This window comes from Micromonospora sp. NPDC047187 (assembly GCF_040643355.1).
Lineage (GTDB): Bacteria > Actinomycetota > Actinomycetes > Mycobacteriales > Micromonosporaceae > Micromonospora > Micromonospora salmantinae.
In genome coordinates this window covers 1-24,237 of the sequence record NZ_JBEYUF010000037.1, presented here as the reverse complement: position 1 = coordinate 24,237, position 24,237 = coordinate 1, and the positions used below count along the sequence as shown (strand labels likewise).

Below are 24,237 nucleotides of genomic sequence, written 5' to 3'. Positions count from 1 at the left end.
ACCGACGGCCGTACCGGCCCTCGGTGCGTCCGCCTCCGCGCCTGCCGTGACCACGTCGGCCGGCCTCGCCGGCCCGGCGGCGGCCGAGGTCTCCACCCGGGATCGGGTCACCCAGTTGCTGCTGGAGCAGGGTGCCACCACCGCCGCGCAGCTTGGCGCGGCGCTCGGGCTCAGCCCGGCGGCGATCCGCCGGCACCTCGACGCGATGCTTGCGGACGGTGACGTGTACGCCCGCGAGCAGCCCGTGCAGGGCAGTCGCGGTCGGGGGCGCCCGGCCAAGGTGTTCCTGTTGACCGAGGCCGCCCGGGTCCGCTGTGGCACACACCACTACGACAACATGGCCACCGCCGCGCTGCGCTGGATCGCCCGCAGTGGCGGTTCGGACGCGGTCGAGGCGTTCGCCACCGAGCAGGTGTCGGCTCTCGAGTCCCGTTGTCGGACGGCCATGGAGGACGCTGGCGACGAGCCTCTCGCCCGAGCCGAGGCACTCGCCGCGGCGCTCACCGGCGAGGGTTACGCTGCCAGTGCGACCACGATCGCCTCCGGCGGCCAGCTCTGTCAGCACCACTGCCCGGTGGCGCACGTGGCCGCCGAGTTTCCTCAGCTGTGCGAGGCCGAGACCGCGGTCATCTCCCGTCTGGTCGGCACCCACGTGCAGCGTCTGGCCACCATCGCGCACGGCGACGGGGTGTGCACCACGCACATCCCGACCCAGCCGGGCCGCGCTCAATCAGGTAATCCCGTAACCACTGTGAGGACAGATAGATGACCGAGCAGATCGTCCAGCCCCTGACCCAGGAAGAGCAACTCGCCGCCCTGGGCCGGTACGAGTACGGCTGGTCCGACCCGGACGCCGCCGGGGCGGTCGCCCAGCGCGGCATCAACGAGGCGGTGGTGCGGGACATCTCGGCCAAGAAGAGCGAGCCGGCGTGGATGCTCGACCTGCGGCTGAAGGGCCTGCGGCTGTTCGGCCGTAAGCCGATGCCGGCCTGGGGCGCGGACCTCACCGGGATCGACTTCGACAACATCAAGTACTTCGTGCGGTCGACCGAGAAGCAGGCCACCAGCTGGGAGGACCTGCCCGAGGACATCAAGAACACCTACGACCGGCTGGGCATCCCGGAGGCGGAGAAGCAGCGGCTGGTCGCCGGTGTCGCGGCGCAGTACGAGTCGGAGGTCGTCTACCACAAGATCCGCGAGGACCTTGAGGAGCAGGGCGTTCTCTTCCTGGACACCGACACGGCGCTGCGCGAGCACGAGGACGTATTCAAGGAGTACTTCGGCACGGTGATCCCGGTCGGCGACAACAAGTTCGCCGCCCTGAACACCTCGGTGTGGTCCGGTGGCTCGTTCATCTACGTGCCGAAGGGCGTGCAGGTCGAGATCCCGTTGCAGGCCTACTTCCGGATCAACACCGAGAACATGGGCCAGTTCGAGCGGACGCTGATCATCGTCGACGAGGGTGCGTACGTGCACTACGTCGAGGGCTGCACCGCGCCGCTCTACTCCTCCGACTCGCTGCACAGCGCGGTCGTGGAGATCATCGTCAAGAAGAACGCGCGCTGCCGCTACACGACCATCCAGAACTGGTCGAACAACGTCTACAACCTGGTCACCAAGCGCGCCGTCTGCCACGAGGGCGCGACCATGGAGTGGGTCGACGGCAACATCGGCTCCAAGGTGACCATGAAGTACCCGGCGGTCTACATGACCGGCGAGCACGCCAAGGGCGAGGTGCTCTCGGTGGCGATGGCCGGCGAGGGTCAGCACCAGGACGCCGGCGCCAAGATGGTGCACGCCGCGCCGCACACCTCCTCGACCATCGTGTCGAAGTCGATCGCCCGTGGCGGCGGCCGCACCTCGTACCGGGGTCTGGTGCAGGTGCTGGAGGGTTCGCACCACAGCCGGAGCACTGTCAAGTGCGACGCGCTGCTGGTCGACACCATCTCCCGCTCGGACACCTACCCGTACGTCGACATCCGTGAGGACGACGTGTCGATGGGTCACGAGGCGACCGTCTCCAAGATCAGCGACGACCAGCTCTTCTACCTGATGAGCCGGGGCCTGAGCGAGGACGAGGCGATGGCCATGATCGTGCGCGGCTTCATCGAGCCGATCGCCAAGGAGCTCCCGATGGAGTACGCCCTGGAGCTCAACCGTCTGATCGAGCTTCAGATGGAGGGCGCGGTCGGCTGACGCCGCCGCTCCCCGTGGCGGGCCGGAACCTCGGCCCGTCACACCTGGCCCCAACTCGTCGTCACGGAACAGACAGACCAAGGAAGAAATGACTACCCAGGCTTCCGCGCCGCCGCCCAGCACCAAGTCGCAGGCGCTGCGCTCGTACGACGTCGCCGACTTCCCGGCCCTCACCGGCCTGGAGGAGGAGTGGCGTTTCACCCCGCTCAAGCGCCTCCGCGGCCTGACCAGCGAGTCGTCGGACGAGGCGCCGGCCGCGACCGGCGCGGTCCGACACGAGTACGGTGACCTGCCCGAGGGCGTCGCCATCACCCGGGTCGGCCGTGACGACGAGCGGGTCGGCAGCGTGCTGATCCCGGTCGACCGGGTCAGCGCGCTGGCCTACGGTGCCGCCGCCGACGCCCTGCTGCTGCGGGTGGCCCCCGACGTGGTGCTGGGTGAGGCGGTGCGGCTGCGGGTGGTCGGCGAGGGCGTCGAGCAGCCGGCGTTCGGTCACACCTTCGTCGAGGTGGGCCGGTTCGCCGAGGCGACAGTGGTTCTGGAGCACGTCGGGTCGGCCATTCTGGCCGACAACGTCGAGGTCGCCGTGGCCGACGGCGCGAAGCTGACGCTGGTCACGGTCGCCGACTGGGCCGACGACGCGGTCCAGGCCCAGCACCTGAAGATCAAGCTGGGCCGGGACGCCAGGGTCATCCACATCCAGGTGTCCCTGGGTGGCGACCTGGTCCGGCAGTTCACCAGCGTGGAATACACCGGGCGCGGTGGCGAGGCCGAGCTGTACGGCGTCTACTTCGCCGACTCCGGCCAGCACCTGGAGCACCGGCAGCTGGTCGACCACAGCGTCCCGGACTGCCGCAGCTACGTCGGCTACCGGGGCGCTCTGCAGGGCGAGAGCGCGCACACCGTCTGGGTGGGCGACGTGCTCATCCGGGCCGAGGCGACCGGCACCGACACGTACGAGATCAACCGGAACCTGCTGCTCACCGACGGCGCGCGGGCGGACTCCGTACCCAATCTGGAGATCGAGACCGGCGAGATCTCCGGCGCCGGCCACGCCAGCGCGACCGGCCGCTTCGATGACGAGCAGTTGTTCTACCTGATGGCCCGGGGCATTCCGGAGAGTGAGGCCCGCCGGTTGGTGGTGCGTGGTTTCTTCGCCGAGCTGATCAACAAGATCCCGGTGGAGTCGCTGCGTGAGAGCCTCGGCGACGCGATCGAGGCCCGGCTGACCAAGGCGGGCGCTTGATGATCCGCATCTGCTCCACCGAGGACGTGCCGAAGGGCACCGCGATCAGCGCGGACGTCGACGGCACGCCGATCGCCCTGGTGCACGGCGAGGACGGCGGCTTCTACGCCGCGTACGACGAGTGCTCGCACGCCTCGGTCGCGCTCTCCGAGGGTGAGGTCGATGGCTGCACGCTCGAGTGTTGGCTGCACGGCTCGCGCTTCGACCTGCGCACCGGCGAGCCGACCGGCCTGCCCGCCACCGAACCCGTCCCCGTCTACCCCGTCGAAGTCCGCGACGGCGACATCTACCTCAGCCTGACGCCGAGTAATGGAGTGACCCGATAATGAGCACCCTGGAGATCCGCGACCTGAAGGTGTCGGTCAAGCTGCCCGAGGGTGAGCTCAAGCCGATCCTGGCCGGCGTCGACCTGACCGTGAAGTCGGGCGAGACCCACGCGATCATGGGCCCGAACGGTTCCGGCAAGTCCACCCTGGCGTACTCGATCGCCGGTCACCCCAAGTACGAGATCACCGGCGGCACGGTGACCCTCGACGGCCAGGACGTGCTGGCCATGACGGTCGACGAGCGCGCCCGCGCCGGCCTCTTCCTGGCCATGCAGTACCCGGTCGAGGTGCCCGGCGTCTCGGTGGCGAACTTCCTGCGGACCGCGAAGACCGCCATCGACGGCGAGGCGCCGAAGCTCCGTACCTGGGGCGGCGAGCTGCGCGGTGCGATGGAGCGCCTCCAGATGGACCCGGCGTTCGCCCAGCGCAACGTCAACGAGGGCTTCTCCGGTGGTGAGAAGAAGCGGCACGAGATCGTCCAGCTGGAGCTGCTCAAGCCGAAGATCGCGATCCTCGACGAGACCGACTCCGGTCTCGACGTGGACGCGCTGCGCGTGGTCAGCGAGGGCGTCAACCGGGTGCGCGACAACGGTGACACCGGCGTGCTGCTGATCACCCACTACACCCGGATCCTGCGCTACATCAAGCCGGACTTCGTGCACGTCTTCGTGGCCGGCCGGATCGTCGAGCAGGGCGGCTCGGAGCTGGCCGACAAGCTCGAGGCCGAGGGCTACGAGCGGTACGCCGCCGGGGCCGGCACGGCCAAGGCCTGAGCGGGAGAGGCGCTGCCGAGATGACCAGCATCGCGATCCCCTCGGGGATGCCGCAGTACGACGACGTGCCGCGTTTCGACGTGGCCCGGGTGCGCGCCGACTTCCCGATCCTCGGTCGGGACATCAACGGACACCCGCTGGTCTACCTCGACAGCGCCAACACCTCGCACAAACCCCGCCAGGTGCTCGACGTGCTCGACGAGCACTACGCGCGGCACAACGCCAACGTGTCGCGCTCGGTGCACACCCTGGGCACCGAGGCCACCGAGGCGTACGAGGGGGCGCGGGCGAAGATCGCCGCGTTCATCAACGCGCCGAGCACCGACGAGGTGGTGTTCACGAAGAACTCCACCGAGGCGATCAACATCGTGGCGTACGCCTTCTCGAACGCCTCGCTGCGTCCGGACGCCGACAGCCGTTTCCGGCTCGGTCCCGGCGACGAGGTGGTGATCTCCGAGATGGAGCACCACTCGAACATCGTCCCGTGGCAGTTGCTCTGTGAGCGGACCGGCGCGACCCTGCGCTGGTTCCCGGTCACCGACCAGGGGCGGCTGGACGAGTCGGGCCTGGAGGATCTGGTCACCGAACGGACGAAGATCGTCTCGTTGGTGCACGTGTCCAACATCCTCGGCACTGTCAACGCCACCTCCCGGATCACCGCGCGGGTCCGCGAGGTGGGTGCGCTGCTGCTGCTGGACTGCTCGCAGTCGGTGCCGCACCTGCCCATCGACGTGGTCGACCTGGATGCCGACTACATCGTCTTCACCGGCCACAAGATGTGCGGTCCGACCGGCATCGGTGTGCTGTGGGGTCGGGGTGAGCTGCTGGCAGCCATGCCGCCGGTCTTCGGCGGCGGCTCGATGATCGAGACGGTCACCATGGCCCGCTCGACGTTCGCCGCGCCGCCGGCCCGCTTCGAGGCGGGCACTCCGCCGATCGCCGAGGCGGTCGCGCTCGGTGCGGCGGTCGACTACCTGACCGGCATCGGGATGCAGGCCATCCAGTGGCACGAGAAGGAGCTGACGGCGTACGCGCTGGACGCTCTCGGCTCGGTGCCGGACCTGCGGATCTTCGGTCCGACAGTGCCGGTGGGTCGGGGCGGCACCATCTCGTTCGCACTCGGTGACGTGCACCCGCACGACGTGGGTCAGGTGCTCGACTCGCTCGGCGTGCAGGTGCGGGTGGGTCACCACTGTGCCAAGCCGGTGTGCAGCCGGTTCGGCGTTCCGGCCATGACCCGGGCGTCGTTCTACCTCTACACCACCACCGAGGAGATCGACGCTCTGGTGGCCGGTCTGGAGCAGGTGCGGAAGGTGTTCGACTGATGCAGCTTGACCAGCTCTACCAGGAGATCATCCTGGACCACTACAAGCGCCCGCACGGGCGTGGCCTGCGCGACGCCGACGACCCGGGTGACCAGGTCGCGGAGGCGCACCACGTCAACCCCACCTGCGGTGACGAGGTCACCGTCCGGGTGGCCACCGACGGCACGGTGCTGCACGACATCTCGTACGACGGGATGGGCTGCTCGATCAGCCAGGCATCGGCGAGTGTGCTGCACGAGTTGCTGCGTGGTCGGGGCGCCGGGGAAGCATTCGAGGTGCACGAGGCGTTCGTGGAGTTGATGTCCGGACGTGGCCAGGTCACGCCGGACGAGGACGTGCTCGGTGACGGGGTTGCTTTCGCGGGTGTGGCCCGTTACCCCGCCCGGGTCAAGTGCGCGCTGCTGCCGTGGATGGCGTTCAAGGACGCCGCGGCACGCGCCGGTGTGGGTGTGAGCCCGGAGGTGAAGGCGTGAGCGAGCGTCAGCGAGCGAATGTGACAGTGGTGCCTTGTGGCATCACGCAGCGAAGCGGAGGGACGGCATGAGCGAGCGTCAGCGAGCGAATCAGTGGTTCAGCGCGTTGGTGCCTCATGGCGTCACGGAGCGAAGCGGAGGGACGGCATGAGCGAGAACACCGCTACTGAGGCGACGCCGGAGGCCGGTGACACCACAGTGGTGCCGCAGACCGACGCCGCGACGACCGATGGCACCGGTGACGCCGCCGCTCCCGCGGGCGGCGTCAGCAAGGCCATGATCGCCGACATCGAGGAGGCGATGAAGGACGTCGTCGACCCGGAGCTCGGCATCAACGTGGTCGACCTGGGCCTCGTGTACGGCGTCCACGTCGACGACGAGAACGTCGCCACCCTGGACATGACGCTCACCTCGGCGGCCTGCCCGCTGACCGACGTCATCGAGGACCAGACCCGGCAGGCGCTGACCACTGGCCCCGGCGGCGGCCTGGTCAACGACATCCGGATCAACTGGGTGTGGCTCCCGCCGTGGGGCCCGGACAAGATCACTGACGAGGGTCGGGACCAGCTCCGCTCCCTCGGCTTCAACGTCTGACCCGATCACTTCGTCGAGCGCGGTTACCCGTCTGGGTACCGCGCTCGACGCGTTTCCAGTCCAGCCCGAAAGTAGTGGAACGGATCGTTCCGGTCTGCTAGGCTGAACTCATCAAACGGATCGGAACATTCCGCTCCGACAGCGGGTGGGAAGCTCGCTGGAAGCCGGCAGAGAGGGCAGGATGATGAGCGAGACGGCGGCGGGGCAGTGGCGGACCGTGCTGGAAGAGGCGCACGAGGCGCTTCGGACGGCAGTCGAGGGGGTTCCGGTCGACGCCTGGGAACGGCCCACCCCGTGCGAGCGGTGGAACGTCACCCAGGTGCTCCAGCACGCGGTCGGCGACCAACTCGCCTTCGCGGCGGCGATCGACGGCGGGCCAGGGCCCGCGGAGGACCCGTTCGCGCCCTCCGGTCGGATTGACGGCGACAAGCTCGCCGGCCTGCGCGCCGCCCTCGACGCGTCCGCTCGGGCCTGGAACGGTGTCGCCGACGACGACCCGGAGGTGCCCACGCCGCTGCCCCAGGGCAAGCTGCCGGCCGAGGTCGGCGCCGTGGCGTGCGCCCTCGATGCCGCAGTGCACGCCTGGGACATCGCGGTGGCCACCGGCCAGCCGTCCCCACTCACCGCCGAACTGGCCCGACCCCTGCTGGCGGTGGCCCGGCAGATCGTCGAGCCGCTGCGGGCCTACGGCGCGTACGCCCCGGCGATCGACAGCGCTCCGGAGGCCGACGAGGTCGCCGCCCTGCTCTCCTACCTCGGTCGCGACCCCCGCTGACCCGGAGTGCTTCACTGATCTGCCCTGAACACTCCAAGATCACGCTCAATCAGGTTGTAGTGGCCTCGACGACACACCGAGGCCACTACAACCTGATTGGCGCGGGGCGCGGGGAAAATCGGTGGCGGGGCGCGGGTCCGGCGCGGAGGATGCGCGTGTGATTGAGGCGTACCCGTTGCAGGTTCCTGTCCGTGCGGCCACTGCCGTGCGTCGACAGCGCACCAGGCCCCGGCCCGCCTCGATCCCGCGCCCGCCGTCGTGAGCGGGGCGTTCCTCGCCGGTCTCGTGGCCGGCTACGGCGTCGCCATTCCCGTCGGCGCGATCGCGATCCTCATCCTGGGGCTCAGCGCCCGTACCTCGTTCCGGGTTGGTGCGGCCGCGGCGCTCGCCGTGGCGACGGCCGACGGGCTCTACGCGCTGGTGGCAGTGCTCGGCGGCGCCGGCCTGGCCGGAATCATCGCGCCGGTCGCCGGGCCACTGCGAGTGGTCGCCGCCGTGGTCCTGCTCGGTCTCGCCGGGCACGGCCTGTGGCGGACGTGGTCCGCGCACCGCTCACAGCGACAGCCGACGGCACGCGACGGTGGGGGCATGAGCACTCCGGGGAGGGCCTACGCGGCGCTGCTCGGGTTGACCCTGCTGAACCCGATGACGGTGCTCTACTTCACCGCCCTGGTGCTCGGCCGCCGGGACACTGCCGACTCGGGCATGGTCCCGGTGGCGCTCTTCGTGGCCGGGGTGTTCCTGGCGTCGGCGAGCTGGCAACTGGTCGTCGCCGGCGGTGGCACCGTGGTCGGCCGGGCGCTGACCGGGCCGCGCGGCAGACTGGTCACCGGCCTGGTCTCCAGCGCGCTGATCGCCGCGCTGGCGGTGGCCGCGCTACTGCCAGGCTGAACGGTCACGGCAACCATCCGACGGCTCAGCCACCCGACCGAGGCCCGACCGCGCCGGGTCGGCGGCGTGGCCCGGCCGGGCCCGCGAACCCGCCCGGGGGCCCGGGTGGGTCCGCTGTGCCGTACGGTCGGGCGATGACCAGTCGACCCGCAGCCGGCGGAGGCCGGTGGGTCGAGGTCGACCCGGCCCGCGTCGGCCGGTGGGTCGAGGGCTTCGCCGACCGGCACGGCCCGCCCACCACCAGCGCCCAGGAGTACGGCCTGCTGCTCGCCGCCCCGGACGGGGCAACCGCCGAGCTGTACGCCCCACCGGGTGCGCCGGCGGGCGTGGATGTGGCCGGGTTCGTGGCCTCCGCCGTGATGCCCCGCCGGATCGGCCTGCTGCTGGCCCGCAAGGGCGCCGTGGCGCTCGGGGTGGCCGAGGGCGCCGACCTCGTCGTCTCCAAGGTGGACACCCGGTACGTGCAGGGGCGCACCGCTGCGGGGGGATGGTCGCAGCACCGGTTCGCCCGCCGGCGTGACAACCAGGCGAAGGCGGCGCTGGGTGACGCGGCGGACCTGGCCGTACGGCTGCTGTTGCCGGAGGCGTCGAGGCTGGCGGCCCTCGTCTGCGGCGGTGACCGGCGGGCGGTGGACGGGGTGCTGGCCGACCGGCGGTTGGCCCCGCTGGTGCCGTTGCGGGCGGAGCGGCTGCTCGACGTGCCGGAGCCCCGGCACGCGGTGCTGGTCGCGGCGGTGGGTGCGGCCCGGGCGGTACGGATCCGGGTGCGCGACCCCGACTGACCTCGGCCTGCGCTGGCGGCGTGGGAGGGGAGACGATCGCCACCCGAAACGGGGTTCCTGGCGTGCTGCCCGGCCGGCCGCCGGAGGATGGGCGCGTGGAGTTTCTGGTTGACATGGTGACGACGGTGCCGCGGGGAACGTCGGAGGACGGGGTCGCCGACATGCGCGCGCGAGAGGCGGCGCGATCGGCCGAGCTGACGGCCCAGGGCAGCCTTCTGCGGCTGTGGCGGCCGCCGCTGGCGCCGGGGGAGTGGCGTACGTGGGGGCTGTTCCAGGCCGCCGACGCCGACGAGCTGGAGGCCGTGCTCGCGTCGATGCCGCTGCGCGCCTGGCGGCGCGAGACCGTCACGCCGTTGACGCCGCACCCGAACGACCCGGGTCAGCCGCCTCGCTGAGCCCGCGAGGGCATGCCGGCTCGACAGCACGCCATGGGACACGTCCGTCAGCAGGGAGATCAACATGTCCGAGGCGCAGATTCTGCGTACCGTCCTCGACCGGTGGAAGTCGGCTGTCGACGCCCACGAGCCCGATCGGGTCGCTGCGTGCTTCACCGACGACGCGATCTTTCAGGGGTTGCAGCCGTACACGGTCGGTCGGGCCGGCGTCGCCGCGTACTACGCCGGACAGCCGCTCGGCCTGACCGCCGCGTACGACATCCGGGAGATCCGCCGTCTCGCCGACGACGTGGTCCTCGGCTACCTGGACGTGGAGTTCGGCTTCACCGACCGACCGGCCCTGACCGTCAACCTCGGCGTGCTCCTGCGGCGGGTCGACGACGACTGGCTCATCGGCCACTACCAGGTCTCGCGGCTCACCTGACCCGCGAGCGTCGGCAGGAATGACGCGTGGCAGGCCCCGAGGGACCTGCCACGTCACGGAGCGGATGTCAGAGCTGGTCGGTGCCGAAGGTGTCGCAGGTCTTCGGGTCGCCGCGGTCGTAGCCCTGGGTGAACCAGCGCTTGCGCTGCTCGGACGTGCCGTGGGTGAACTGGTCGGGGTTGACCTGCCCGCCGGAGCGCTCCTGGATGCTGTCGTCGCCGATCGCCTCGGCGGCCTGCACGGCCTCGCTGATGTCGGTCTGGGTGATGGACGTGAACAGCGGTTCCTGGCCGGTCTTGTCCTTGCTCTCGGTGGCGTGCCTGGCCCAGGCGCCGGCGTAGCAGTCGGCCTGCAACTCCAGCCGTACGGAGGCGGAGCGGGGGCCGCTCTGGTCGCCCTGGCCGGCCTTCGCGTTGGTGCCGAGCAGGTTCTGGACGTGGTGGCCGTACTCGTGGGCGAGCACGTACGGCTGGGCGAACTCGCCCTTGGCGCCGAACCGGGAGGCCAACTCGTCGTAGAAGCTCAGGTCGATGTACACCTGCTTGTCCGCGGGGCAGTAGAACGGGCCGACGCCCGAGTCGGCCTGCCCGCAACCGGTGTTAACGGCGGCCTGGAAGAAGTTGGTGTCGGTCGCCTCGTACTTTCCGTTGCCCAACTCCGGGTACGCCTTCTGCCAGTAGGCCTGGATGCTGTTGACGTAGAGCGCGTTACGGCAGCGCGCGTCGTCGAGCCGGTCGGGGTTGTCGCGGGAGCACAGCTGTTCCAGGTCGGTGCCGCCGGCCTGACCGCCGCCCTCGTCGCCGTTGGTCATGGCGTTGAGGCCGAAGCCGCCGCCGAGCAGCGCGATGAGCACGGCCACCACGATGCCGATGATGCCGCCTCGACCGCCGCCTCCGGGGATCGGGATGCCGAAGCCGCCGCCGGATCCGCCACCGCGGCCCACGTCGTTGACCTGGGAGGTGTCGATTTCGGCCCGCTCGTTGAGTTCCATGGTGACCCCGATCGCCGTATGCCGGTGAATGTCTTTTGTGTGTCGTTTCGTCCATTGAGTGCCGGACGGGGTCCGGACAGGCGTTCCGATACCCGATGATCTTGATCGGTAATCCGGGCAGGACGTCCGGCGGCGCCCGGTACACTTGTCGGGTGCTGCGCTGCGAAGGCTGAACCGCCCCGCGCCGTCGGGCCCCTTGAGCCCGCCGGCGGTTTCGCGTGCCCCGAGTCAGCCTTCCGAACCCCGAGAGCGAGCCCGCAAACATGATCACTGCCACCGGCCTGGAACTGCGTGCCGGTTCCCGGATCCTGCTGTCCGACACCACCCTGCGCGTGCAGCCCGGTGATCGGATCGGCCTGGTCGGCCGCAACGGCGCCGGCAAGACCACCACGCTCAAGGTGCTCGCCGGCGAGGGGCAGCCGTACGGCGGCCAGATCGACCAGCGCAGTGCCATCGGCTACCTGCCGCAGGACCCGCGCACGGGTGACCTGGAGGTCACCGGCCGCGACCGGGTGCTCTCCGCGCGCGGCCTGGACGTGCTGATGGCGCAGATGCAGGAGGTCGAGGCCCGCCTCGCCGAGGACGCCAACGACAAGCTGGTCCGTCGGTACGGCGCGCTGGAGGACCAGTTCGCCGCCCTCGGCGGGTACGCGGCCGAGGCTGAGGCCGCGCGGATCTGCGCCAACCTCGGCCTACCGGACCGGGCGCTCGCGCAGACCATCGGCACCCTCTCCGGTGGTCAGCGTCGCCGCATCGAGCTGGCCCGGATCCTGTTCCGCGACGCGGGCGAGAACGGTGGCGGCATCCTGCTGCTCGACGAGCCCACCAACCACCTCGACGCCGACTCGATCACCTGGTTGCGGGGCTTCCTCGCCAACCACAAGGGCGGCCTGATCGTGATCTCCCACGACGGCGCGCTGTTGGAGTCGGTGGTCAACAAGGTCTGGTTCCTCGACGCCACCCGGTCGGTCATCGACGTGTACAACCTGGGCTGGAAGGCGTACCTGGAGGCGCGCGAGACCGACGAGCGACGTCGCCGCCGGGAGCGGGCCAACGCGGAGAAGAAGGCCGGCGCGCTGATGGCGCAGGCCGACAAGATGCGGGCCAAGGCCACCAAGACCGTTGCCGCGCAGAACATGGCCCGCCGCGCCGAGAAGCTGGTCTCCGGCTTGGAGGAGGTGCGGGTCTCCGACCGGGTGGCCAAGGTGCGTTTCCCCAGTCCCGCGCCGTGCGGCAAGACCCCGCTCACGGCGACCGGCCTCTCCAAGTCGTACGGATCGCTGGAGATTTTCACCGACGTCAACGTGGCGGTGGACCGGGGCTCCCGAGTGGCCATCCTCGGGCTCAACGGCGCCGGCAAGACGACCCTGCTGCGGATGCTCGGCGGGCTGCTCAGCCCGGACACCGGCGAGGTGCACGCGGGGCACGGCCTGCGGCTGGGCTACTACGCCCAGGAGCACGAGACGCTGGACGTGGAGCGCACGGTGCTGGAGAACATGCGCGCCGCCGCCGTCGAGCAGTCCGACACCGACCTGCGCAAGATCCTTGGCGCGTTCCTGTTCTCCGGTGACGACGTGAACAAGCCGGCCGGCGTGCTGTCCGGCGGCGAGAAGACCCGGCTGGCCCTGTCCACTCTGGTCTGTTCCGGCGCCAACGTGCTGTTGCTCGACGAGCCGACGAACAACCTCGACCCGGTCAGCCGGGAGCAGGTGCTCGACGCCATCGCCAACTATCCCGGCGCGATCGTCCTGGTCACCCACGACCCGGGTGCGGTGCTGGCGCTCAAGCCGGACCGCGCCATCCTGCTGCCCGACGGCGACGAGGACGCGTGGAGCGACGACCTTCTCGAACTGGTGGAGCTGGCCTGACCCAGGAGGCTCGGTCGGCTCTCAGCCGAGCAGGTCGGCCAGTCGGCCGAGCACGCCGGAGCTGACCAGGATCACCAGCCCGATGGCGATGAAGATCGTCGGCACCAGCCAGGCGCCGGCGCGCTCGACCAGCCGGACCACCCTCCGGTGCCCGCCCAGCCAGGCCCCGGCCACGCACCAGAGCGCGATCAGCAGCACGAAGACCAGCAGGAACACGGCACTGTCGGCCACACCGAGGGCCCGGAAGACGGGTACGTAGACCGCGACATTGTCAGCGCCGTTCGCGATCGTCACCCCGGCCACGCCGAGCGCTCCGGTGACGACCGGCGGTGCCTCGTCGTCGCCCGAACTGCGCAGCGCGCGTACACCGAGCGCGATCGGAAGCAGGCCGAGCAGCCCCGTCCACGGGTCGGGCACCACCAGGAGTCCACCCGCGATCACCGCGCTGGCCAACGCGAGCGCACCGATGCCGACGTATTGTCCGGCGACAATCTCCCAGGTGCGGGGTTGGCCGGTGGTGCGGGCCGCGACGAAGAACAGCGTCAGAATGACGATGTCGTCGATGTCGGTGGCGGCGAAGACCACGGCCGCTGCGCCGGCGGTGCTCAACAGGTCGATCACGACCGAAGGCTACGGGCCGCCGGCAGCCGCGAGCTCCCGGCAGTGGTACGCGCGGACGCCGCGGCGGGCCGGATCGCCAGGATCACTCTATCGGGAAGCTGACATTGCATAGCGTGTCGGTTGGCGAAGAGTTGATATCTGGCGCATGATCGTTCGAGGCGGTCTAATAGGTGGGACCGTATCCGAACCGCACAGTCTGGGACGTGAGGACACAGCATGGCAGCCACTGGCACAGCCACCAGCACTGAGAAGGGTCGCCGGATCGTCGGAGCCGAGCGTCAGACGCTCGCCAAGGACCTGGTAAAGCGGTACACCTCGGGGGAGAGCATCCGCGCGTTGGCGGCCTCGACCGGCCGTTCCTACGGGTTCATCCACCGAGTGCTCACCGAGTCCGGCGTGCAGCTGCGTCAGCGCGGTGGCGCCCGGCGCCGCAAGAAGGCGTGACCCGCCCCTCAGCGTCGTCCACCAGCGCCGCGCCCCGGGACGTCCGGTGACCGCCGAGGCGACCGGGGTTCGGCTGACTTGCGACGGGCCGGTCGCCACGGTGACGTTGTGCCGGCCCGACGTGCTCAATGCCCAGACGCCCGCGATGTGGCGAGCGATGAGCGATTTCTCCCGTGACCTGCCCGGCGACGTGCGGGTGGTGGTGGTCCGTGGCGAGGGTCGCGCGTTCTCGGCCGGCCTCGATCTCGCGGTGGCGGGCGCCTCCGGCCCGGGGTCGTTCGCTGAGCTGGCCACGCTGCCCGAGCAGGAGTGCGCCGAGCGCATCGCGGAGTTCCAGGGCGGTTTCACCTGGCTGCACCGGCCGGATGTCGTCTCCGTCGCGGCCGTGCAGGGTCACGCGATCGGTGCCGGCTTCCAGCTCGCGCTCGCCTGTGACCTGCGAGTGCTGTCCGCGGACGCGAAGCTGTCGATGGCCGAGGTGACCCTCGGTCTGGTGCCCGACCTGGCCGGCACGAAACGCCTCGTCGAGTTGGTCGGCTATTCGCGGGCGTTGGAGATCTGTGCGACAGGCCGCCGGTTGGACGCCGCCGAGGCGGATCGGATCGGCCTGGCCACCCTTGTCGTACCCCCGGCCGAGCTGGACGGCGCGGTGCGGGACCTGACCGCCGGCCTGCTCTCCGGGGCCCGCGACGCGGTGGTGGAGATCAAGGCGTTGCTCGCCGGTGCCGCCGGCCGGTCGCACGCCGACCAGCAGCGCGCCGAGCGGGAGGCGCAGACCCGTCGGCTGCGTGACCTCGCCGGCAGGGGAGAATAGGTAAGGACCGCACGGGAAGATCCGGGTTACGAGCGAGGTTGTCACACTCGTCGGGAGAATTGACCTGACGATGCGGTCTGCCCGGCAACCCGGAGGTGAGCGATGTCCAACCCGATGTCCGGCGGTGGCATGGCCGGGTGGAGCATGCTCCGGTCGATGCGCAACCGCGACGAGGTCTCCACCCACCGGCTCAAGCGCGGGGTAGCCCGCCGCATCGTCGCCTTCGCCCACCCCTACCGGCGCGACATCATCGTCTTCCTGGCCACCGTGGTGCTGGCCGCCGTCATCGGCGTGGCCACCCCGGTGCTCGCCGGTGACGTGATCAACGCGATCAATCGGGGCGGCACCGAGGCCGGGCGGCTCGTGGTGCGGCTGGCCCTGTTCATCGCCGCGCTGGCGGTCGCCGACGCGCTGCTGTCGCTGGCCCAACGGTGGTATTCCGCCCGCATCGGCGAAGGCATCATCTTCAACCTGCGCACCCGGGTCTACGACCACGTGCAGCGGATGCCGTTGCAGTTCTTCACCCGTACCCAGACCGGCGCCCTGGTCAGCAGGCTCAACAACGACGTGCTCGGCGCCCAGCGGGCGTTCACCTCCACCCTGTCCGGTGTGGTCAGCAACGTCATCCAGCTGGTGCTCACCGCGGCGGTGATGTTCACCCTCTCCTGGCAGATCACCGCGCTGTCACTGGTGCTGCTGCCGATCTTCATCATTCCGGCCCGCCGGGTCGGTCGACGGCTGGCGGACATCACCCGCGAGGCGTACAACCTCGACGCCAAGATGAACGCGACAATGACCGAGCGGTTCGGGGTGGCCGGCGCGCTGCTGGTGAAGCTCTTCGGCCAGCCCGAGATCGAGGCCCGCAGGTTCGGCGACCGGGCCGAGCGGGTCCGCGACATCGGCATCCAGTCCGCCATGTATTCCCGCACGTTCTTCGTGGCGATGCTGCTGGTCGCCTCACTGGCGCAGGCGCTGACCTACGGTCTCGGTGGCTGGCTCGCGGTGACCGGCGGCGTCAGCGCCGGCACCGTGGTGACGCTCGCGCTGCTGCTCACCCGCCTGTACGGGCCGCTCACCGCGCTCTCCAACGTCCGGGTGGACGTGATGAGCGCGCTGGTGTCCTTCGACCGGGTCTTCGAGGTGCTCGACCTCAAGCCGGGCATCGTGGAGAAGCCCGATGCGGTGCCGGTGCCGGTGGGCGCCGGCCGGGTCGACTTCCGCGACGTGCGTTTCCGCTACCCGAGCGCCGCCGAGATCTCCCTCGCCTCCCTGGAGGAGGTCGCCACGCTCGACCGGACCGTCAACGAACCGGTGCTCAAGGGGGTCTCGTTCAGCGTCGAGCCGGGGCAGATGGTCGCGTTGGTCGGCCCGTCCGGGGCGGGCAAGTCGACACTGTCGATGCTCATCTCCCGGATCTACGACGTCAGCGACGGGCAGGTGCTCGTCGGCGGGGTGGACGTGCGCGACGCGACGCTCGCCTCCCTGCGCGACGAGATCGGTGTGGTCACTCAGGATTCGCACCTGTTCCACGAGACGATCGCCGAGAATCTTCGCTACGCCAAGCCGGACGCCACCGACGACGAGATCTGGGCCGCCCTGGCCGGGGCGCAGGTTGCCGATCTGGTTCGGTCGCTGCCCGACGGTCTGGACACCACTGTGGGGGAGCGCGGCTACCGGTTCTCCGGCGGCGAGAAGCAGCGCATCGCGATCGCGAGACTGCTGCTCAAGGCCCCGTCGATCGTGATCCTCGACGAGGCGACCGCACACCTGGATTCGGAGAGCGAGGCGGCGGTGCAGCGTGCGCTGTCGGTGGCGCTGGCCGGGCGTACCGCGCTCGTGATCGCGCACCGGCTCTCCACAGTGCGCGACGCCGACCAGATCCTGGTCCTGGACGGTGGGCGGATCGTCGAGCGGGGGCGGCACGAGGAGTTGGTGGCGGTCGGTGGGCTCTACGCCGAGCTGTACCGCACCCAGTTCGCGGTCGCCGACTCGCCCACCCCGTTCGTCGACGCGACCGGTCCCGAGCCGGTGGTCATGCCGCTGGGCACCTACCGCGCCGACGAGGTGCTGCCGCCCGCCGCCGCCAACTGACGGCCGCGTCGATCATAGGGCCGGTAGCTCGGTCGCCGCCCGCAACTCGGCGAACGCCAGGCCCAGGGTGACCGGGGTGAAGTGCGCGTTCAGGCCGCTGGGGTTGGGCAGCACCCACAGCCGGGCGCCGGCCAGCGACTCCGGCTGCGGCCCGAAGGTGGCCTTCGGCCGTTGAAAACCGATCCGGTACGCGGTCACCCCCACCACGGCCACCCAGCGCGGCCGGTACCGCGCCACCTTGTCGGTCAGGATCGCCGCGCCGTCGAGGAGTTCCTCGGTGCTCAGTTCGTCCGCGCGGGCGCTGGCTCGGGCGGCCATGTTGGTGATGCCGAGCCCGAGCGCGGGCAGGTCGTCCTGTTCGCTGGGGTGCAGCAGCCGAGGGGTGAACCCGCCCCGGTGCAGCGCGGGCCAGAACCGGTTGCCGGGTCGCGCGAAGTGCCATCCGGTCGCGGCCGACCACAGGCCCGGGTTGATGCCGACGAAGAGCACCGCCAGCCCCGGCGCGAGCACGTCGGGAATGGTCCGGTCCGCAGCCGCCGCCAGGTCCGCCCGGGACGGCCGGGCCGTCCCGGGCGGTGTCACGTCACGGGCAGCTCGGGCCCCGTCGCGGGTCACAGCCCGCGCAGCGCGCCGCCGTCGACCGGCAGGGTGATCCCGGTGAGGTAGCTCGCGGCGGGGGAGAGCACGAACGCGGCCACCCGGCCGAACTCGGCCGGGTCGCCGAGGCGGCGCAGCGGGATGCCGGCCTCCGCCTCGGCGCGGGCCCGCTCAGGGTCGCCGGTCGCTCCGAACAGCTCCCGGTTGCGATCGGTCATGATCCGGCCAGGCAACAGGCCGACCACCCGGACCCCCCGTGGGCCGTAGTCGTCGGCGATGTCCTTGGCGGCACCGACCAGGCCGGGCCGCAGACCGTTGGAGATGCCGAGACCGGGCACCGGGCCACGCGCCGAGGTGGAGAGCACCAGCCCGATCGCGCCGCCCTCGGGCAGGGCGTTGGCGACCGTGCGGACCGTGCGGATGGTGCCCAGGAAGACGGTCTCGAAGGAGAGCCGCCACTGCTCGTCGGTGACCGCTGCGGCGTTGCCCGGCGGTGGCCCACCGACCGAGATCAGCGCGCCGTCGAGCCGGCCGAAGTGTTCCTGGGCGGCGGCGACGAGCTGCCCCGGGGTCTCCGGGTCGGTCAGGTCCGCGGTCAGCCCGACGGCGTGCTCCGGGCCACCCAGCTGCTTCGCGGCGGCGGCCACCGCGTCCGGGTCGCGGGCCGAGAGCACCACCCGTGCACCGTCGGCGACCAGGCTCTGGGCGGTCGCGTAACCCAGGCCACGGGAGGCGCCGGTGAGGACGTACACGCGGTCGGTCAGTCCGAGATCCATAACGCCGATCCTGCCGCATCCGGTACGGCGTCGCCAGCAGGGCTGGATGCCCGTGGGGCGGGGCGCAGCAGGCGTACCCGGCCGGCGATCTGCACCGCGACGGCGCCGCCGGCGCGGCCCACCGCCGGCGTCCGGCGCGGACGCGGCGCCCGAAGCCCGTCGTAGCGCAGGCGTGCCTCCCGGACGGCCAACTCCTCGGCGGCGGCCGGGGGGAGCGCCTGCTGGGCGTGCAGCGCCCGGGCCAGGTCCCAACCGTCGCGCAGCGATCCGGCGGTGGGTCGCCGGGCGGCCCAGTCGGCGAAGGTGGTCGACCACCTGGCGCCGAGGCCGGCGGCGAGCAGTGGCCAGTGCCGGGCCACCTCGCCGGCCCGTTTGCGCAGCAGGGCCGTGCGGGTGGCGGCCAGCGGTCCCGGCGCGAACCCCGGCGGGGGTGGCCCTCCGGCGACCAGCGCCGCGACCAGTTCGGCCTGCCGTTCGGCGAGCCCGGCGCGGCGCGTGGACACGGATTCGCCGTCCGGTGCGCCCGTCATGTCACGGCCGGGAAGCCCGCGGCGGCGGCCAGGGCGTCCAGTTCGGCGCGGAGGTCGGCGGCCGGCGGGTAGTGGCCGTCGCGCTCCAGCAGCAGCGCGGGCGGTCGCCGTCGGGCGCAGAGCGCGCCGACCAGCTCCAACACCGCTGTCGGCACCGGGTCGGTGTGGGTGTCGTGGTAGAAACCGCCGTGCTCGGCGCCGCCGGCCACGTGGGCGTACGCGACCCGTTCCAGCGGCAGGCGGTCCAGCAGATCCAGCGGGTCGGCGCCCCGGTTGCGGGCGTTGGCGTGCACGTTGGCGACGTCCAGCAGCAGCAGTGCCCCGGTCCGGTCGAGGATCTCGGTGAGGAACTCCGCCTCGGTCAACTCGTCGTCGGGCCAGTCGACAAGCGCGGCGATCGGCTCCAGCGCGATCGGCACCGGAAGCTCCGCCTGCGCCCGCGCCACGTTGGCGCAGACCGCGTCGACGGCTTCCCGACTGCGCGGCAGCGGCAGCAGGTGGCCGGCCTCCAGGCCACCGGCCCGGACGAACGCGATGTGCTCGCTGACCAGCGGGGCGTCCAGGCGTTGCGCCACCGCGGCCAGGTGGGCGACCCGGGCCGGGTCGACCGGCTCGGCGCCGCCGAGGGAGAGCCGAACCCCGTGCGGTACGACGGTCACCGCGTGGTCCCGTAGCTGGGTCAGGCCGGGCGGGAGCGGCCCGGAGGCGGGCACCCCCTCGGCCACCACCTCGACGAAACGCAAGCCGGGCAGCTCGGCCACGAAGCCGGCGATCTCCGGACGCCAGCCGATACCGACCCCGGACGGGCCGGTCATCCGCCGCACCCGCCGCCGCCCCCGCACCCGCCGCCTCCACCGCCGCCGTCCCCACCGGAGCTGTCGCCTCCGCCACCGGACGATCCGTCGGACCCGCCCGTCCATCCGCCGTTGCCGGAGAGGGCCTGGCGCTGAATCTCGGCCTGCTCGGCGAAGCCCGGGTCGAGAGCCCAGAGCGAGGCGGTGCCGTACAGGGCCACGCCCATCGCCGCGCCGGCCGCCCCGTACGTGGCGTAGGCGGGCGCGGAGGCCGGCGCGAGGTGGGTGTGCTCGCCGCGGACGGAACGGAGGGCGGCGCGACCGGCCCGGGTGCGGACGGGTGCCCGGCCCAGCAGCAGGGCGGCGCCGAGGAGCACCGCCAGGGTGAGCAGCAGGTAACCCACCGGGCGACCGCTGAACAGGCCGGAGATCAGCCGGAGCACGCCGAGGCCCAGCAGGGCCAGCAGGAACCGGCTCCAGCGGCGGGCGCGGGCACGCTGCGCGTCGTTCGTCAGCAGTCCACGCTGCTCCAGGCCGTTGCGGATCTGATCCAACGCGGTGCGTACGCGCTCGTCCTGCGGCAGGTCCCGGACCCGGGAGTGCTGGTGGGCGGCCCAGTGGATGGCCTGATCCAGTGGGGTGAGCCCGGTCGGCGCGGCACCGACGGTGGTCAGCCGGCGGTCCGGTCGTACGCCGACCGCGCCGCCGCCGCGCAGCCCGCCCAGCGCCGCGTGTACCGCGAGCTGAGGGCCACCGTTGAGGTACGCGACCTGTTGCGCTCCGAGTGGATCGAGAGTGGGGTGCGCCGGGGCGGTCAGCAGGCGGATCCGGTAGTACGCCGCGATCGCCACCACCAGAATGGCCGCCGCGATGTAGTACCGGAGGAAGGTCGGGCCGGAGATGCCCCAGGTGTCGCCGGACGCGGCGTGGACGTTCATCGACTGCTCCTGTCACCGGAGGGATCGGCGGCCCCATTGTGGAGGAGCCTCGCCACGGGCTTCCGGCCGGTGTGCGCGTGTCAGTGGCGGCGGACCGCCTCCTCGACGAGGTCGAGCACCGGGCCCAGGTCACCGGCCGGTCGGCCCATGGCCAGGTGCAGCACCAGGCCGTCGTAGGCCAGCTCCAGGAACTGGGCCAGCACGTCGATCGGTACGTCCTCGCGCAGCACTCCGGCGTCGCGCTGGCGGGCCAGCCGGTCCCGGGTCGCCTCCGCTATCGCGGCGGACCGCTCCGCCCACCGTCGGGCGAACGCCGGGTCGGTGCGCAGCCGCCGGGAGACCTCCAGTTGGCTGCCCAGCCAGCCGGTGGTGTCCGGCGAGACGGCGCGGGCGAGCAGATCGCGCATCACCTGCACCAGGCCGTTGCGGGCCACCGTCTCGACCATCGCCGCGGCGTCGTCCTCGGCGACGGCGAGGAAGAGCGAGTCCTTGTCGCGGAAGTGGTGGAAGATCGCGCCACGGGACAGTCCGGTGGCCTCCTCGAGGCGGCGTACGGTCGCCCCCTCGTAGCCGAGCCGGGCGAAACACGCCCGGGCCGCGGCGAGGATCTCCTGCCGGCGAGCGTCGAGCTGGTCCTGGCTTACTCTGGGCACACGTCGATCGTTGCAGGTCATCCCGGGGCATGCAAACCGTACGTACGGCTTGGGATGTCGCCGACTACCATCGCTCGATGACCCAGCCCCGCACAGTGCCCAGCTCCCCGCTGACAGTGGCCACCGTCCAGGCCACCCCCACGCCGGGCGACGTCGCCGGCAACGCGGTCGTCGCCGCCGACCTGGTCCGTCGAGCCGGCGAGCGGGGTGCCCGGGTGGCCGTCCTGCCCGAGTTGTTCCTCTGCGCGTACCACCCGCCGGTTCTCGCCGCCGACCCGGCCGGCACCGACGTCGCGGCCGATCCGGCCGGGATGGTCGCGGATCCCCGGCTCGACCCGCTGCGCGTCGCGGCGCGCGAGGCCGGCGTCACCGCGCTGGTCGGCGCCGCCGTCCGGCACCCGGACGGCCGGCGAACCATCGCGGCGCTGGTGGTCGACCGGACCGGCGAGGTGCGGGTCGGGTACGACAAGCAGCAGTTGTGGGGCGACGAACGGGAGCTGTTCACCCCCGGCGAGCGGGGTGCCACGCTGCTCGTCGACGACTGGCGGCTCGGGCTGGGCATCTGCTACGACGGCTGTTTCCCCGAGCACGGCCGGGCCGCCGCCCTCGACGGCGCACACGCCTACCTGTGCCCCAGCGGTTACCTGGCCGGCTCCGAGCACCGCCGGGATCTCTACTACGCCGCACGTGCCCTGGACAACACGATGTTCGTGGTCTTCGCCAACGCGGTCGGCGGTGTCGACCCGTGGCGGTTCAACGGCGGCGCGGCCATCTACGACCCCGAGGGGCGGGTGCTGGCTCGCGGGGCGGACGACGGCACTGCGGTGCTCGTGGCGACGCTGGATCCCGTCGTGCTCGCGGCCACCCGGACGGCACACTCGATGCTTGTCGATCGGCTGTCGGACCAGGGCGGCCCGCGGCTGTCGATGCCTGGCTGAGCCCTTCGTCAGCTCGATACCCGCCGCATCTGTTGGCGGACACGTCGGTCCCGTAGGGTGCCCGAGTGCCACTGCTCCTGCTGGACCTGGACAACACCCTGCTGGATCGGGCCGGGCCGTTCCGCCGCTGGGGTGAGCGCTTCCTGGACAGCATCGGCGCGCCCCACACCGACATCGACTGGCTGATCTCGATCGACGCCGACGGTCTGACCGACCGCTGGGATCTCGCCGACGCCATCCGGGACCGTTACGAGCTGCGGATTCCCTCGATCGACCTGGTCGAGGAGCTGCACGACGGGGTGGTGGCGCAGACCCGGCTCGACCCGCTGACCGCCTGCGCGCTACGGATCGCCGACGACGCCGGCTGGGTGCCGGTGGTGGTCTGCAACGGCACCGTACGCGTCGAGGACGCCAAGATTCGCCAGACCGGGCTGGACCAGTACGTCGCGGACTGGGTGATCTCCGAAGAGGCCGGCGTCAGCAAACCCAACCCGAGAATCTTCGCGCTCGCCGCCCAGCGGGTCCGGATGCCGCTGCGGGGGGCGTGGGTGATCGGCGACAGCCCGGAGGCGGACATCGGCGGCGCCGCCGCCGTCGGGCTGCCCAGCGTCTGGCTGCACCGGGGGCGCACCTGGTCGGACGTCCGGTTCGCGCCGAGCCGCACGGTGGACGGGTTGATCGCCGCGGTCGCCACCGTGCTGGCCCGCTGAAGGCTCCGCGCTGCCGGCCGTGGGTCGGAGCGGCCGTTCGGGTGGCGGCTCGGTAATTCGGTTGACCGGCGGACGTGGTGGTACGAGCATTGTCCGCGCATGGTGCATCCCGGGCGTGTGCCCGGTCGAGGAGAGGGGGTCGGTCATGGCCGTCTTCGCAGGTCGCTTCCAGCTGCCTATCTCAGCCTCGACCAAGGGAACCTCACCACAGTGCGCGATCATGACCTTCCGGCGCTCGAGCGCCGCCGCGGCAAGAGCCGCTTCGACGACGACGAACCGCAGTTTCTGAAGCGCGGGCGGCCCACCGAGCCGCTCGCAGACCCGGACAGCGAGCCTGACCCGGACACCGGCGAGCGCTGGTCGTCCTGGGACGACGCCGTGCACGGGCCACAGCCGCACCCCGCCTGGCTGGTCACCGAGTTGGCCGCCAAGGACAGCGAGCTGGGTGTGTTGAAGACCGGCAAGGAGGCGGACGTCCACCTGGTCCGTCGGGCCGTGCCGGACACCGACCGGTCCTGCCTGCTCGCTGTGAAACGCTACCGCGATCCCGAGCACCGGTTGTTCCACCGCGATGCCGGCTACCTGGAGGGCCGTCGGGTGCGCCGGTCCCGGGAGAACCGGGCGATGGCCGGCCGGACGGCGTTCGGCCGGCAGATGATCGCCGGGCAGTGGGCGGCGGCCGAGTTCGCCGCGCTCAGCCGGCTCTGGGAGATCGGCGCCGGGCACGACCGGATCGCCGTGCCGTACCCGGTGCAGTTGCGGGGCACCGAGCTGATGCTGGAGTTCGTCGGTGACGCCGAGTCGGGGGAGGCGGCACCCCGGCTGGCCCAACTGCGGCCGGGCCCGACCGAGCTGCGTGACCTGTGGGCCCAACTGGTGGAGGCGCTGCGGGTGCTGGCGCGGGCCGGCTACGCGCACGGCGACCTGTCGCCGTACAACCTGCTCGTGCACCAGGGTCGGCTGGTCGTGATCGACCTGCCGCAGGTAGTCGACGTGGTGGCGAACCCGCAGGGGCCGGAGTTCCTGGCCCGCGATGTGCGGGTGGTCGGCGCCTGGTTCGCGGCCCGGGGTCTCCCCGCCGAGCAGGTGGACCCCGGCATGTTGACCGGAGAGCTGCTGCACGAGGCGGGCCTGCGCTGATCGGAGCGGGTCGGGCGGCCACACCGCCCGACCCGCCACGTCGGCGTTTTGAGGTAGGCGGACACCACGGGGTTTGGGGGGTAGCCCAGGGGGGGCGGCTAGCCCAGGGGGGCCCCGGCGGCCCCACGGCGG

The 24,237-nt window shown here is 71.6% G+C and carries 28 protein-coding genes; 20 read left to right on the top strand and 8 right to left on the bottom strand.

Translation table 11 applies throughout. From position 1 onward, the window contains the following. Nucleotides 1-46 precede the first annotated feature (46 nt). The 13 genes from ABZ794_RS32135 to ABZ794_RS32075 all read left to right on the top strand — a co-directional run bounded on the left by ABZ794_RS32135 (nt 47) and on the right by ABZ794_RS32075 (nt 10,200). Nucleotides 47-769: an HTH domain-containing protein gene (locus ABZ794_RS32135; protein ID WP_210785015.1), complete on the top strand. Its 723-nt coding sequence runs from the start codon at nt 47-49 to the stop codon at nt 767-769. Next, nucleotides 766-2,196 carry a Fe-S cluster assembly protein SufB gene (sufB, locus tag ABZ794_RS32130; protein WP_210784993.1) on the top strand — a complete coding sequence of 477 codons (1,431 nt, stop codon included), beginning with the start codon at nt 766-768 and terminating at the stop codon, nt 2,194-2,196. The genes ABZ794_RS32135 and sufB overlap by 4 nt, the downstream gene beginning before the upstream one ends. An 88-nt stretch (nt 2,197-2,284) precedes the next feature. Further along, nucleotides 2,285-3,442, top strand: a complete 1,158-nt coding sequence (gene sufD / locus ABZ794_RS32125) for a Fe-S cluster assembly protein SufD (protein WP_357519105.1) — start codon at nt 2,285-2,287, stop codon at nt 3,440-3,442. Further along, on the top strand, nt 3,442-3,768 hold the full coding sequence (locus tag ABZ794_RS32120) for a non-heme iron oxygenase ferredoxin subunit (RefSeq protein WP_091403693.1): 327 nt from the start codon (nt 3,442-3,444) through the stop codon (nt 3,766-3,768). The genes sufD and ABZ794_RS32120 overlap by 1 nt, the downstream gene beginning before the upstream one ends. Next, a complete protein-coding gene (gene sufC, locus ABZ794_RS32115; protein WP_210784991.1) occupies nt 3,768-4,541 on the top strand; it encodes a Fe-S cluster assembly ATPase SufC in 774 nt (257 codons plus the stop codon). The genes ABZ794_RS32120 and sufC overlap by 1 nt, the downstream gene beginning before the upstream one ends. Before the next feature lie 20 nt (nt 4,542-4,561). Continuing rightward, a complete protein-coding gene (locus tag ABZ794_RS32110) occupies nt 4,562-5,866 on the top strand; it encodes a cysteine desulfurase (RefSeq protein WP_357519103.1) in 1,305 nt (434 codons plus the stop codon). Continuing rightward, on the top strand, nt 5,866-6,339 hold the full coding sequence (gene sufU / locus ABZ794_RS32105; protein WP_091403700.1) for a Fe-S cluster assembly sulfur transfer protein SufU: 474 nt from the start codon (nt 5,866-5,868) through the stop codon (nt 6,337-6,339). Before ABZ794_RS32110 ends, sufU begins: the two co-directional genes overlap by 1 nt. A gap of 147 nt (nt 6,340-6,486) precedes the next feature. Then, entirely contained in the window at nt 6,487-6,933 is a 447-nt protein-coding gene (locus ABZ794_RS32100) for a metal-sulfur cluster assembly factor (protein ID WP_124821554.1), read from the top strand. Between the two features lie 184 nt (nt 6,934-7,117). Continuing rightward, a complete protein-coding gene (locus ABZ794_RS32095) occupies nt 7,118-7,708 on the top strand; it encodes a TIGR03086 family metal-binding protein (protein ID WP_357519100.1) in 591 nt (196 codons plus the stop codon). Nucleotides 7,709-7,966: 258 nt separating this feature from the next. Beyond that, nucleotides 7,967-8,599 carry a LysE family transporter gene (locus ABZ794_RS32090; protein ID WP_210784988.1) on the top strand — a complete coding sequence of 211 codons (633 nt, stop codon included), beginning with the start codon at nt 7,967-7,969 and terminating at the stop codon, nt 8,597-8,599. A 134-nt stretch (nt 8,600-8,733) separates the two neighbouring features. Continuing rightward, entirely contained in the window at nt 8,734-9,381 is a 648-nt protein-coding gene (locus tag ABZ794_RS32085; RefSeq protein WP_210784987.1) for an acVLRF1 family peptidyl-tRNA hydrolase, read from the top strand. A 95-nt stretch (nt 9,382-9,476) separates the two neighbouring features. Next, the gene (locus ABZ794_RS32080) at nt 9,477-9,776 is read left to right on the top strand and encodes a muconolactone Delta-isomerase family protein (protein ID WP_210784986.1); all 300 of its coding nucleotides are present in this window, start codon (nt 9,477-9,479) and stop codon (nt 9,774-9,776) included. A 64-nt stretch (nt 9,777-9,840) separates the two neighbouring features. Continuing rightward, entirely contained in the window at nt 9,841-10,200 is a 360-nt protein-coding gene (locus ABZ794_RS32075; protein ID WP_210784985.1) for an SgcJ/EcaC family oxidoreductase, read from the top strand. Between the two features lie 67 nt (nt 10,201-10,267). Here the strand turns inward: ABZ794_RS32075 and ABZ794_RS32070 are convergent, their stop codons facing one another. Then, the gene (locus ABZ794_RS32070) at nt 10,268-11,191 is read right to left on the bottom strand and encodes a neutral zinc metallopeptidase (RefSeq protein ID WP_357519097.1); all 924 of its coding nucleotides are present in this window, start codon (nt 11,189-11,191) and stop codon (nt 10,268-10,270) included. Nucleotides 11,192-11,454: 263 nt separating this feature from the next. On the opposite strand from ABZ794_RS32070, the gene ABZ794_RS32065 reads away from it, so the two are divergent. Further along, entirely contained in the window at nt 11,455-13,059 is a 1,605-nt protein-coding gene (locus tag ABZ794_RS32065) for an ABC-F family ATP-binding cassette domain-containing protein (protein WP_357519095.1), read from the top strand. 21 nt (nt 13,060-13,080) lie between these two features. Here ABZ794_RS32065 and ABZ794_RS32060 read toward each other — a convergent pair whose 3' ends face one another. Further along, the gene (locus ABZ794_RS32060; protein ID WP_210784982.1) at nt 13,081-13,680 is read right to left on the bottom strand and encodes a cadmium resistance transporter; all 600 of its coding nucleotides are present in this window, start codon (nt 13,678-13,680) and stop codon (nt 13,081-13,083) included. Between the two features lie 216 nt (nt 13,681-13,896). Here ABZ794_RS32060 and ABZ794_RS32055 point away from each other — a divergent pair, with 216 nt between their 5' ends. The 3 genes from ABZ794_RS32055 (at nt 13,897) to ABZ794_RS32045 (ending at nt 17,029) form a co-directional block, all read left to right on the top strand. Then, a complete protein-coding gene (locus tag ABZ794_RS32055) occupies nt 13,897-14,124 on the top strand; it encodes a helix-turn-helix domain-containing protein (RefSeq protein WP_007462679.1) in 228 nt (75 codons plus the stop codon). Nucleotides 14,125-14,170: 46 nt separating this feature from the next. Continuing rightward, nucleotides 14,171-14,938: an enoyl-CoA hydratase/isomerase family protein gene (locus ABZ794_RS32050; RefSeq protein ID WP_210784981.1), complete on the top strand. Its 768-nt coding sequence runs from the start codon at nt 14,171-14,173 to the stop codon at nt 14,936-14,938. A 114-nt stretch (nt 14,939-15,052) separates the two neighbouring features. Continuing rightward, a complete protein-coding gene (locus tag ABZ794_RS32045) occupies nt 15,053-17,029 on the top strand; it encodes an ABC transporter ATP-binding protein (RefSeq protein WP_210785014.1) in 1,977 nt (658 codons plus the stop codon). A gap of 12 nt (nt 17,030-17,041) precedes the next feature. On the opposite strand, the gene mug is transcribed toward ABZ794_RS32045, so the two are convergent. From mug to ABZ794_RS32015, 6 genes are all read right to left on the bottom strand, one after another. Next, entirely contained in the window at nt 17,042-17,611 is a 570-nt protein-coding gene (mug, locus tag ABZ794_RS32040; protein WP_210784980.1) for a G/U mismatch-specific DNA glycosylase, read from the bottom strand. A 29-nt stretch (nt 17,612-17,640) separates the two neighbouring features. Continuing rightward, on the bottom strand, nt 17,641-18,402 hold the full coding sequence (locus tag ABZ794_RS32035; RefSeq protein WP_210784979.1) for an SDR family oxidoreductase: 762 nt from the start codon (nt 18,400-18,402) through the stop codon (nt 17,641-17,643). After that, nucleotides 18,387-18,905 carry a hypothetical protein gene (locus ABZ794_RS32030; protein WP_357519091.1) on the bottom strand — a complete coding sequence of 173 codons (519 nt, stop codon included), beginning with the start codon at nt 18,903-18,905 and terminating at the stop codon, nt 18,387-18,389. Before ABZ794_RS32030 ends, ABZ794_RS32035 begins: the two co-directional genes overlap by 16 nt. A gap of 23 nt (nt 18,906-18,928) precedes the next feature. Further along, entirely contained in the window at nt 18,929-19,747 is an 819-nt protein-coding gene (locus ABZ794_RS32025) for a DUF692 domain-containing protein (protein ID WP_210784978.1), read from the bottom strand. Continuing rightward, entirely contained in the window at nt 19,744-20,664 is a 921-nt protein-coding gene (locus ABZ794_RS32020) for a TIGR04222 domain-containing membrane protein (RefSeq protein WP_357519089.1), read from the bottom strand. The genes ABZ794_RS32025 and ABZ794_RS32020 overlap by 4 nt, the downstream gene beginning before the upstream one ends. An 80-nt stretch (nt 20,665-20,744) precedes the next feature. Further along, on the bottom strand, nt 20,745-21,317 hold the full coding sequence (locus ABZ794_RS32015; protein ID WP_091403732.1) for a TetR/AcrR family transcriptional regulator: 573 nt from the start codon (nt 21,315-21,317) through the stop codon (nt 20,745-20,747). A 77-nt stretch (nt 21,318-21,394) separates the two neighbouring features. Between ABZ794_RS32015 and ABZ794_RS32010 the strand changes: the two genes are divergently transcribed. From ABZ794_RS32010 to ABZ794_RS32000, 3 genes are all read left to right on the top strand, one after another. After that, nucleotides 21,395-22,255, top strand: a complete 861-nt coding sequence (locus ABZ794_RS32010; RefSeq protein ID WP_357519087.1) for a carbon-nitrogen hydrolase family protein — start codon at nt 21,395-21,397, stop codon at nt 22,253-22,255. Nucleotides 22,256-22,320: 65 nt separating this feature from the next. Next, a complete protein-coding gene (locus ABZ794_RS32005; protein ID WP_091403736.1) occupies nt 22,321-22,965 on the top strand; it encodes an HAD family hydrolase in 645 nt (214 codons plus the stop codon). Between the two features lie 210 nt (nt 22,966-23,175). Further along, nucleotides 23,176-24,105 carry an RIO1 family regulatory kinase/ATPase gene (locus ABZ794_RS32000; protein ID WP_238688181.1) on the top strand — a complete coding sequence of 310 codons (930 nt, stop codon included), beginning with the start codon at nt 23,176-23,178 and terminating at the stop codon, nt 24,103-24,105. The last annotated feature ends 132 nt before the right edge of the window (nt 24,106-24,237 follow it).

What these genes read in the sequence shown, in the direction of transcription:
- sufB (WP_210784993.1), top strand. Translation starts at nt 766, where the DNA reads ATGACCGAGCAGATCGTCCAGCCCCTGACCCAGGAAGAGCAACTCGCC.
- sufD (WP_357519105.1), top strand. Translation starts at nt 2,285, where the DNA reads ATGACTACCCAGGCTTCCGCGCCGCCGCCCAGCACCAAGTCGCAGGCG.
- ABZ794_RS32120 (WP_091403693.1), top strand. Translation starts at nt 3,442, where the DNA reads ATGATCCGCATCTGCTCCACCGAGGACGTGCCGAAGGGCACCGCGATC.
- sufC (WP_210784991.1), top strand. Translation starts at nt 3,768, where the DNA reads ATGAGCACCCTGGAGATCCGCGACCTGAAGGTGTCGGTCAAGCTGCCC.
- ABZ794_RS32110 (WP_357519103.1), top strand. Translation starts at nt 4,562, where the DNA reads ATGACCAGCATCGCGATCCCCTCGGGGATGCCGCAGTACGACGACGTG.
- sufU (WP_091403700.1), top strand. Translation starts at nt 5,866, where the DNA reads ATGCAGCTTGACCAGCTCTACCAGGAGATCATCCTGGACCACTACAAG.
- ABZ794_RS32100 (WP_124821554.1), top strand. Translation starts at nt 6,487, where the DNA reads ATGAGCGAGAACACCGCTACTGAGGCGACGCCGGAGGCCGGTGACACC.
- ABZ794_RS32095 (WP_357519100.1), top strand. Translation starts at nt 7,118, where the DNA reads ATGAGCGAGACGGCGGCGGGGCAGTGGCGGACCGTGCTGGAAGAGGCG.
- ABZ794_RS32085 (WP_210784987.1), top strand. Translation starts at nt 8,734, where the DNA reads ATGACCAGTCGACCCGCAGCCGGCGGAGGCCGGTGGGTCGAGGTCGAC.
- ABZ794_RS32075 (WP_210784985.1), top strand. Translation starts at nt 9,841, where the DNA reads ATGTCCGAGGCGCAGATTCTGCGTACCGTCCTCGACCGGTGGAAGTCG.
- ABZ794_RS32070 (WP_357519097.1), bottom strand. Translation starts at nt 11,191, where the DNA reads ATGGAACTCAACGAGCGGGCCGAAATCGACACCTCCCAGGTCAACGAC.
- ABZ794_RS32065 (WP_357519095.1), top strand. Translation starts at nt 11,455, where the DNA reads ATGATCACTGCCACCGGCCTGGAACTGCGTGCCGGTTCCCGGATCCTG.
- ABZ794_RS32055 (WP_007462679.1), top strand. Translation starts at nt 13,897, where the DNA reads ATGGCAGCCACTGGCACAGCCACCAGCACTGAGAAGGGTCGCCGGATC.
- ABZ794_RS32045 (WP_210785014.1), top strand. Translation starts at nt 15,053, where the DNA reads ATGTCCGGCGGTGGCATGGCCGGGTGGAGCATGCTCCGGTCGATGCGC.
- ABZ794_RS32035 (WP_210784979.1), bottom strand. Translation starts at nt 18,402, where the DNA reads ATGGATCTCGGACTGACCGACCGCGTGTACGTCCTCACCGGCGCCTCC.
- ABZ794_RS32025 (WP_210784978.1), bottom strand. Translation starts at nt 19,747, where the DNA reads ATGACCGGCCCGTCCGGGGTCGGTATCGGCTGGCGTCCGGAGATCGCC.
- ABZ794_RS32020 (WP_357519089.1), bottom strand. Translation starts at nt 20,664, where the DNA reads ATGAACGTCCACGCCGCGTCCGGCGACACCTGGGGCATCTCCGGCCCG.
- ABZ794_RS32010 (WP_357519087.1), top strand. Translation starts at nt 21,395, where the DNA reads ATGACCCAGCCCCGCACAGTGCCCAGCTCCCCGCTGACAGTGGCCACC.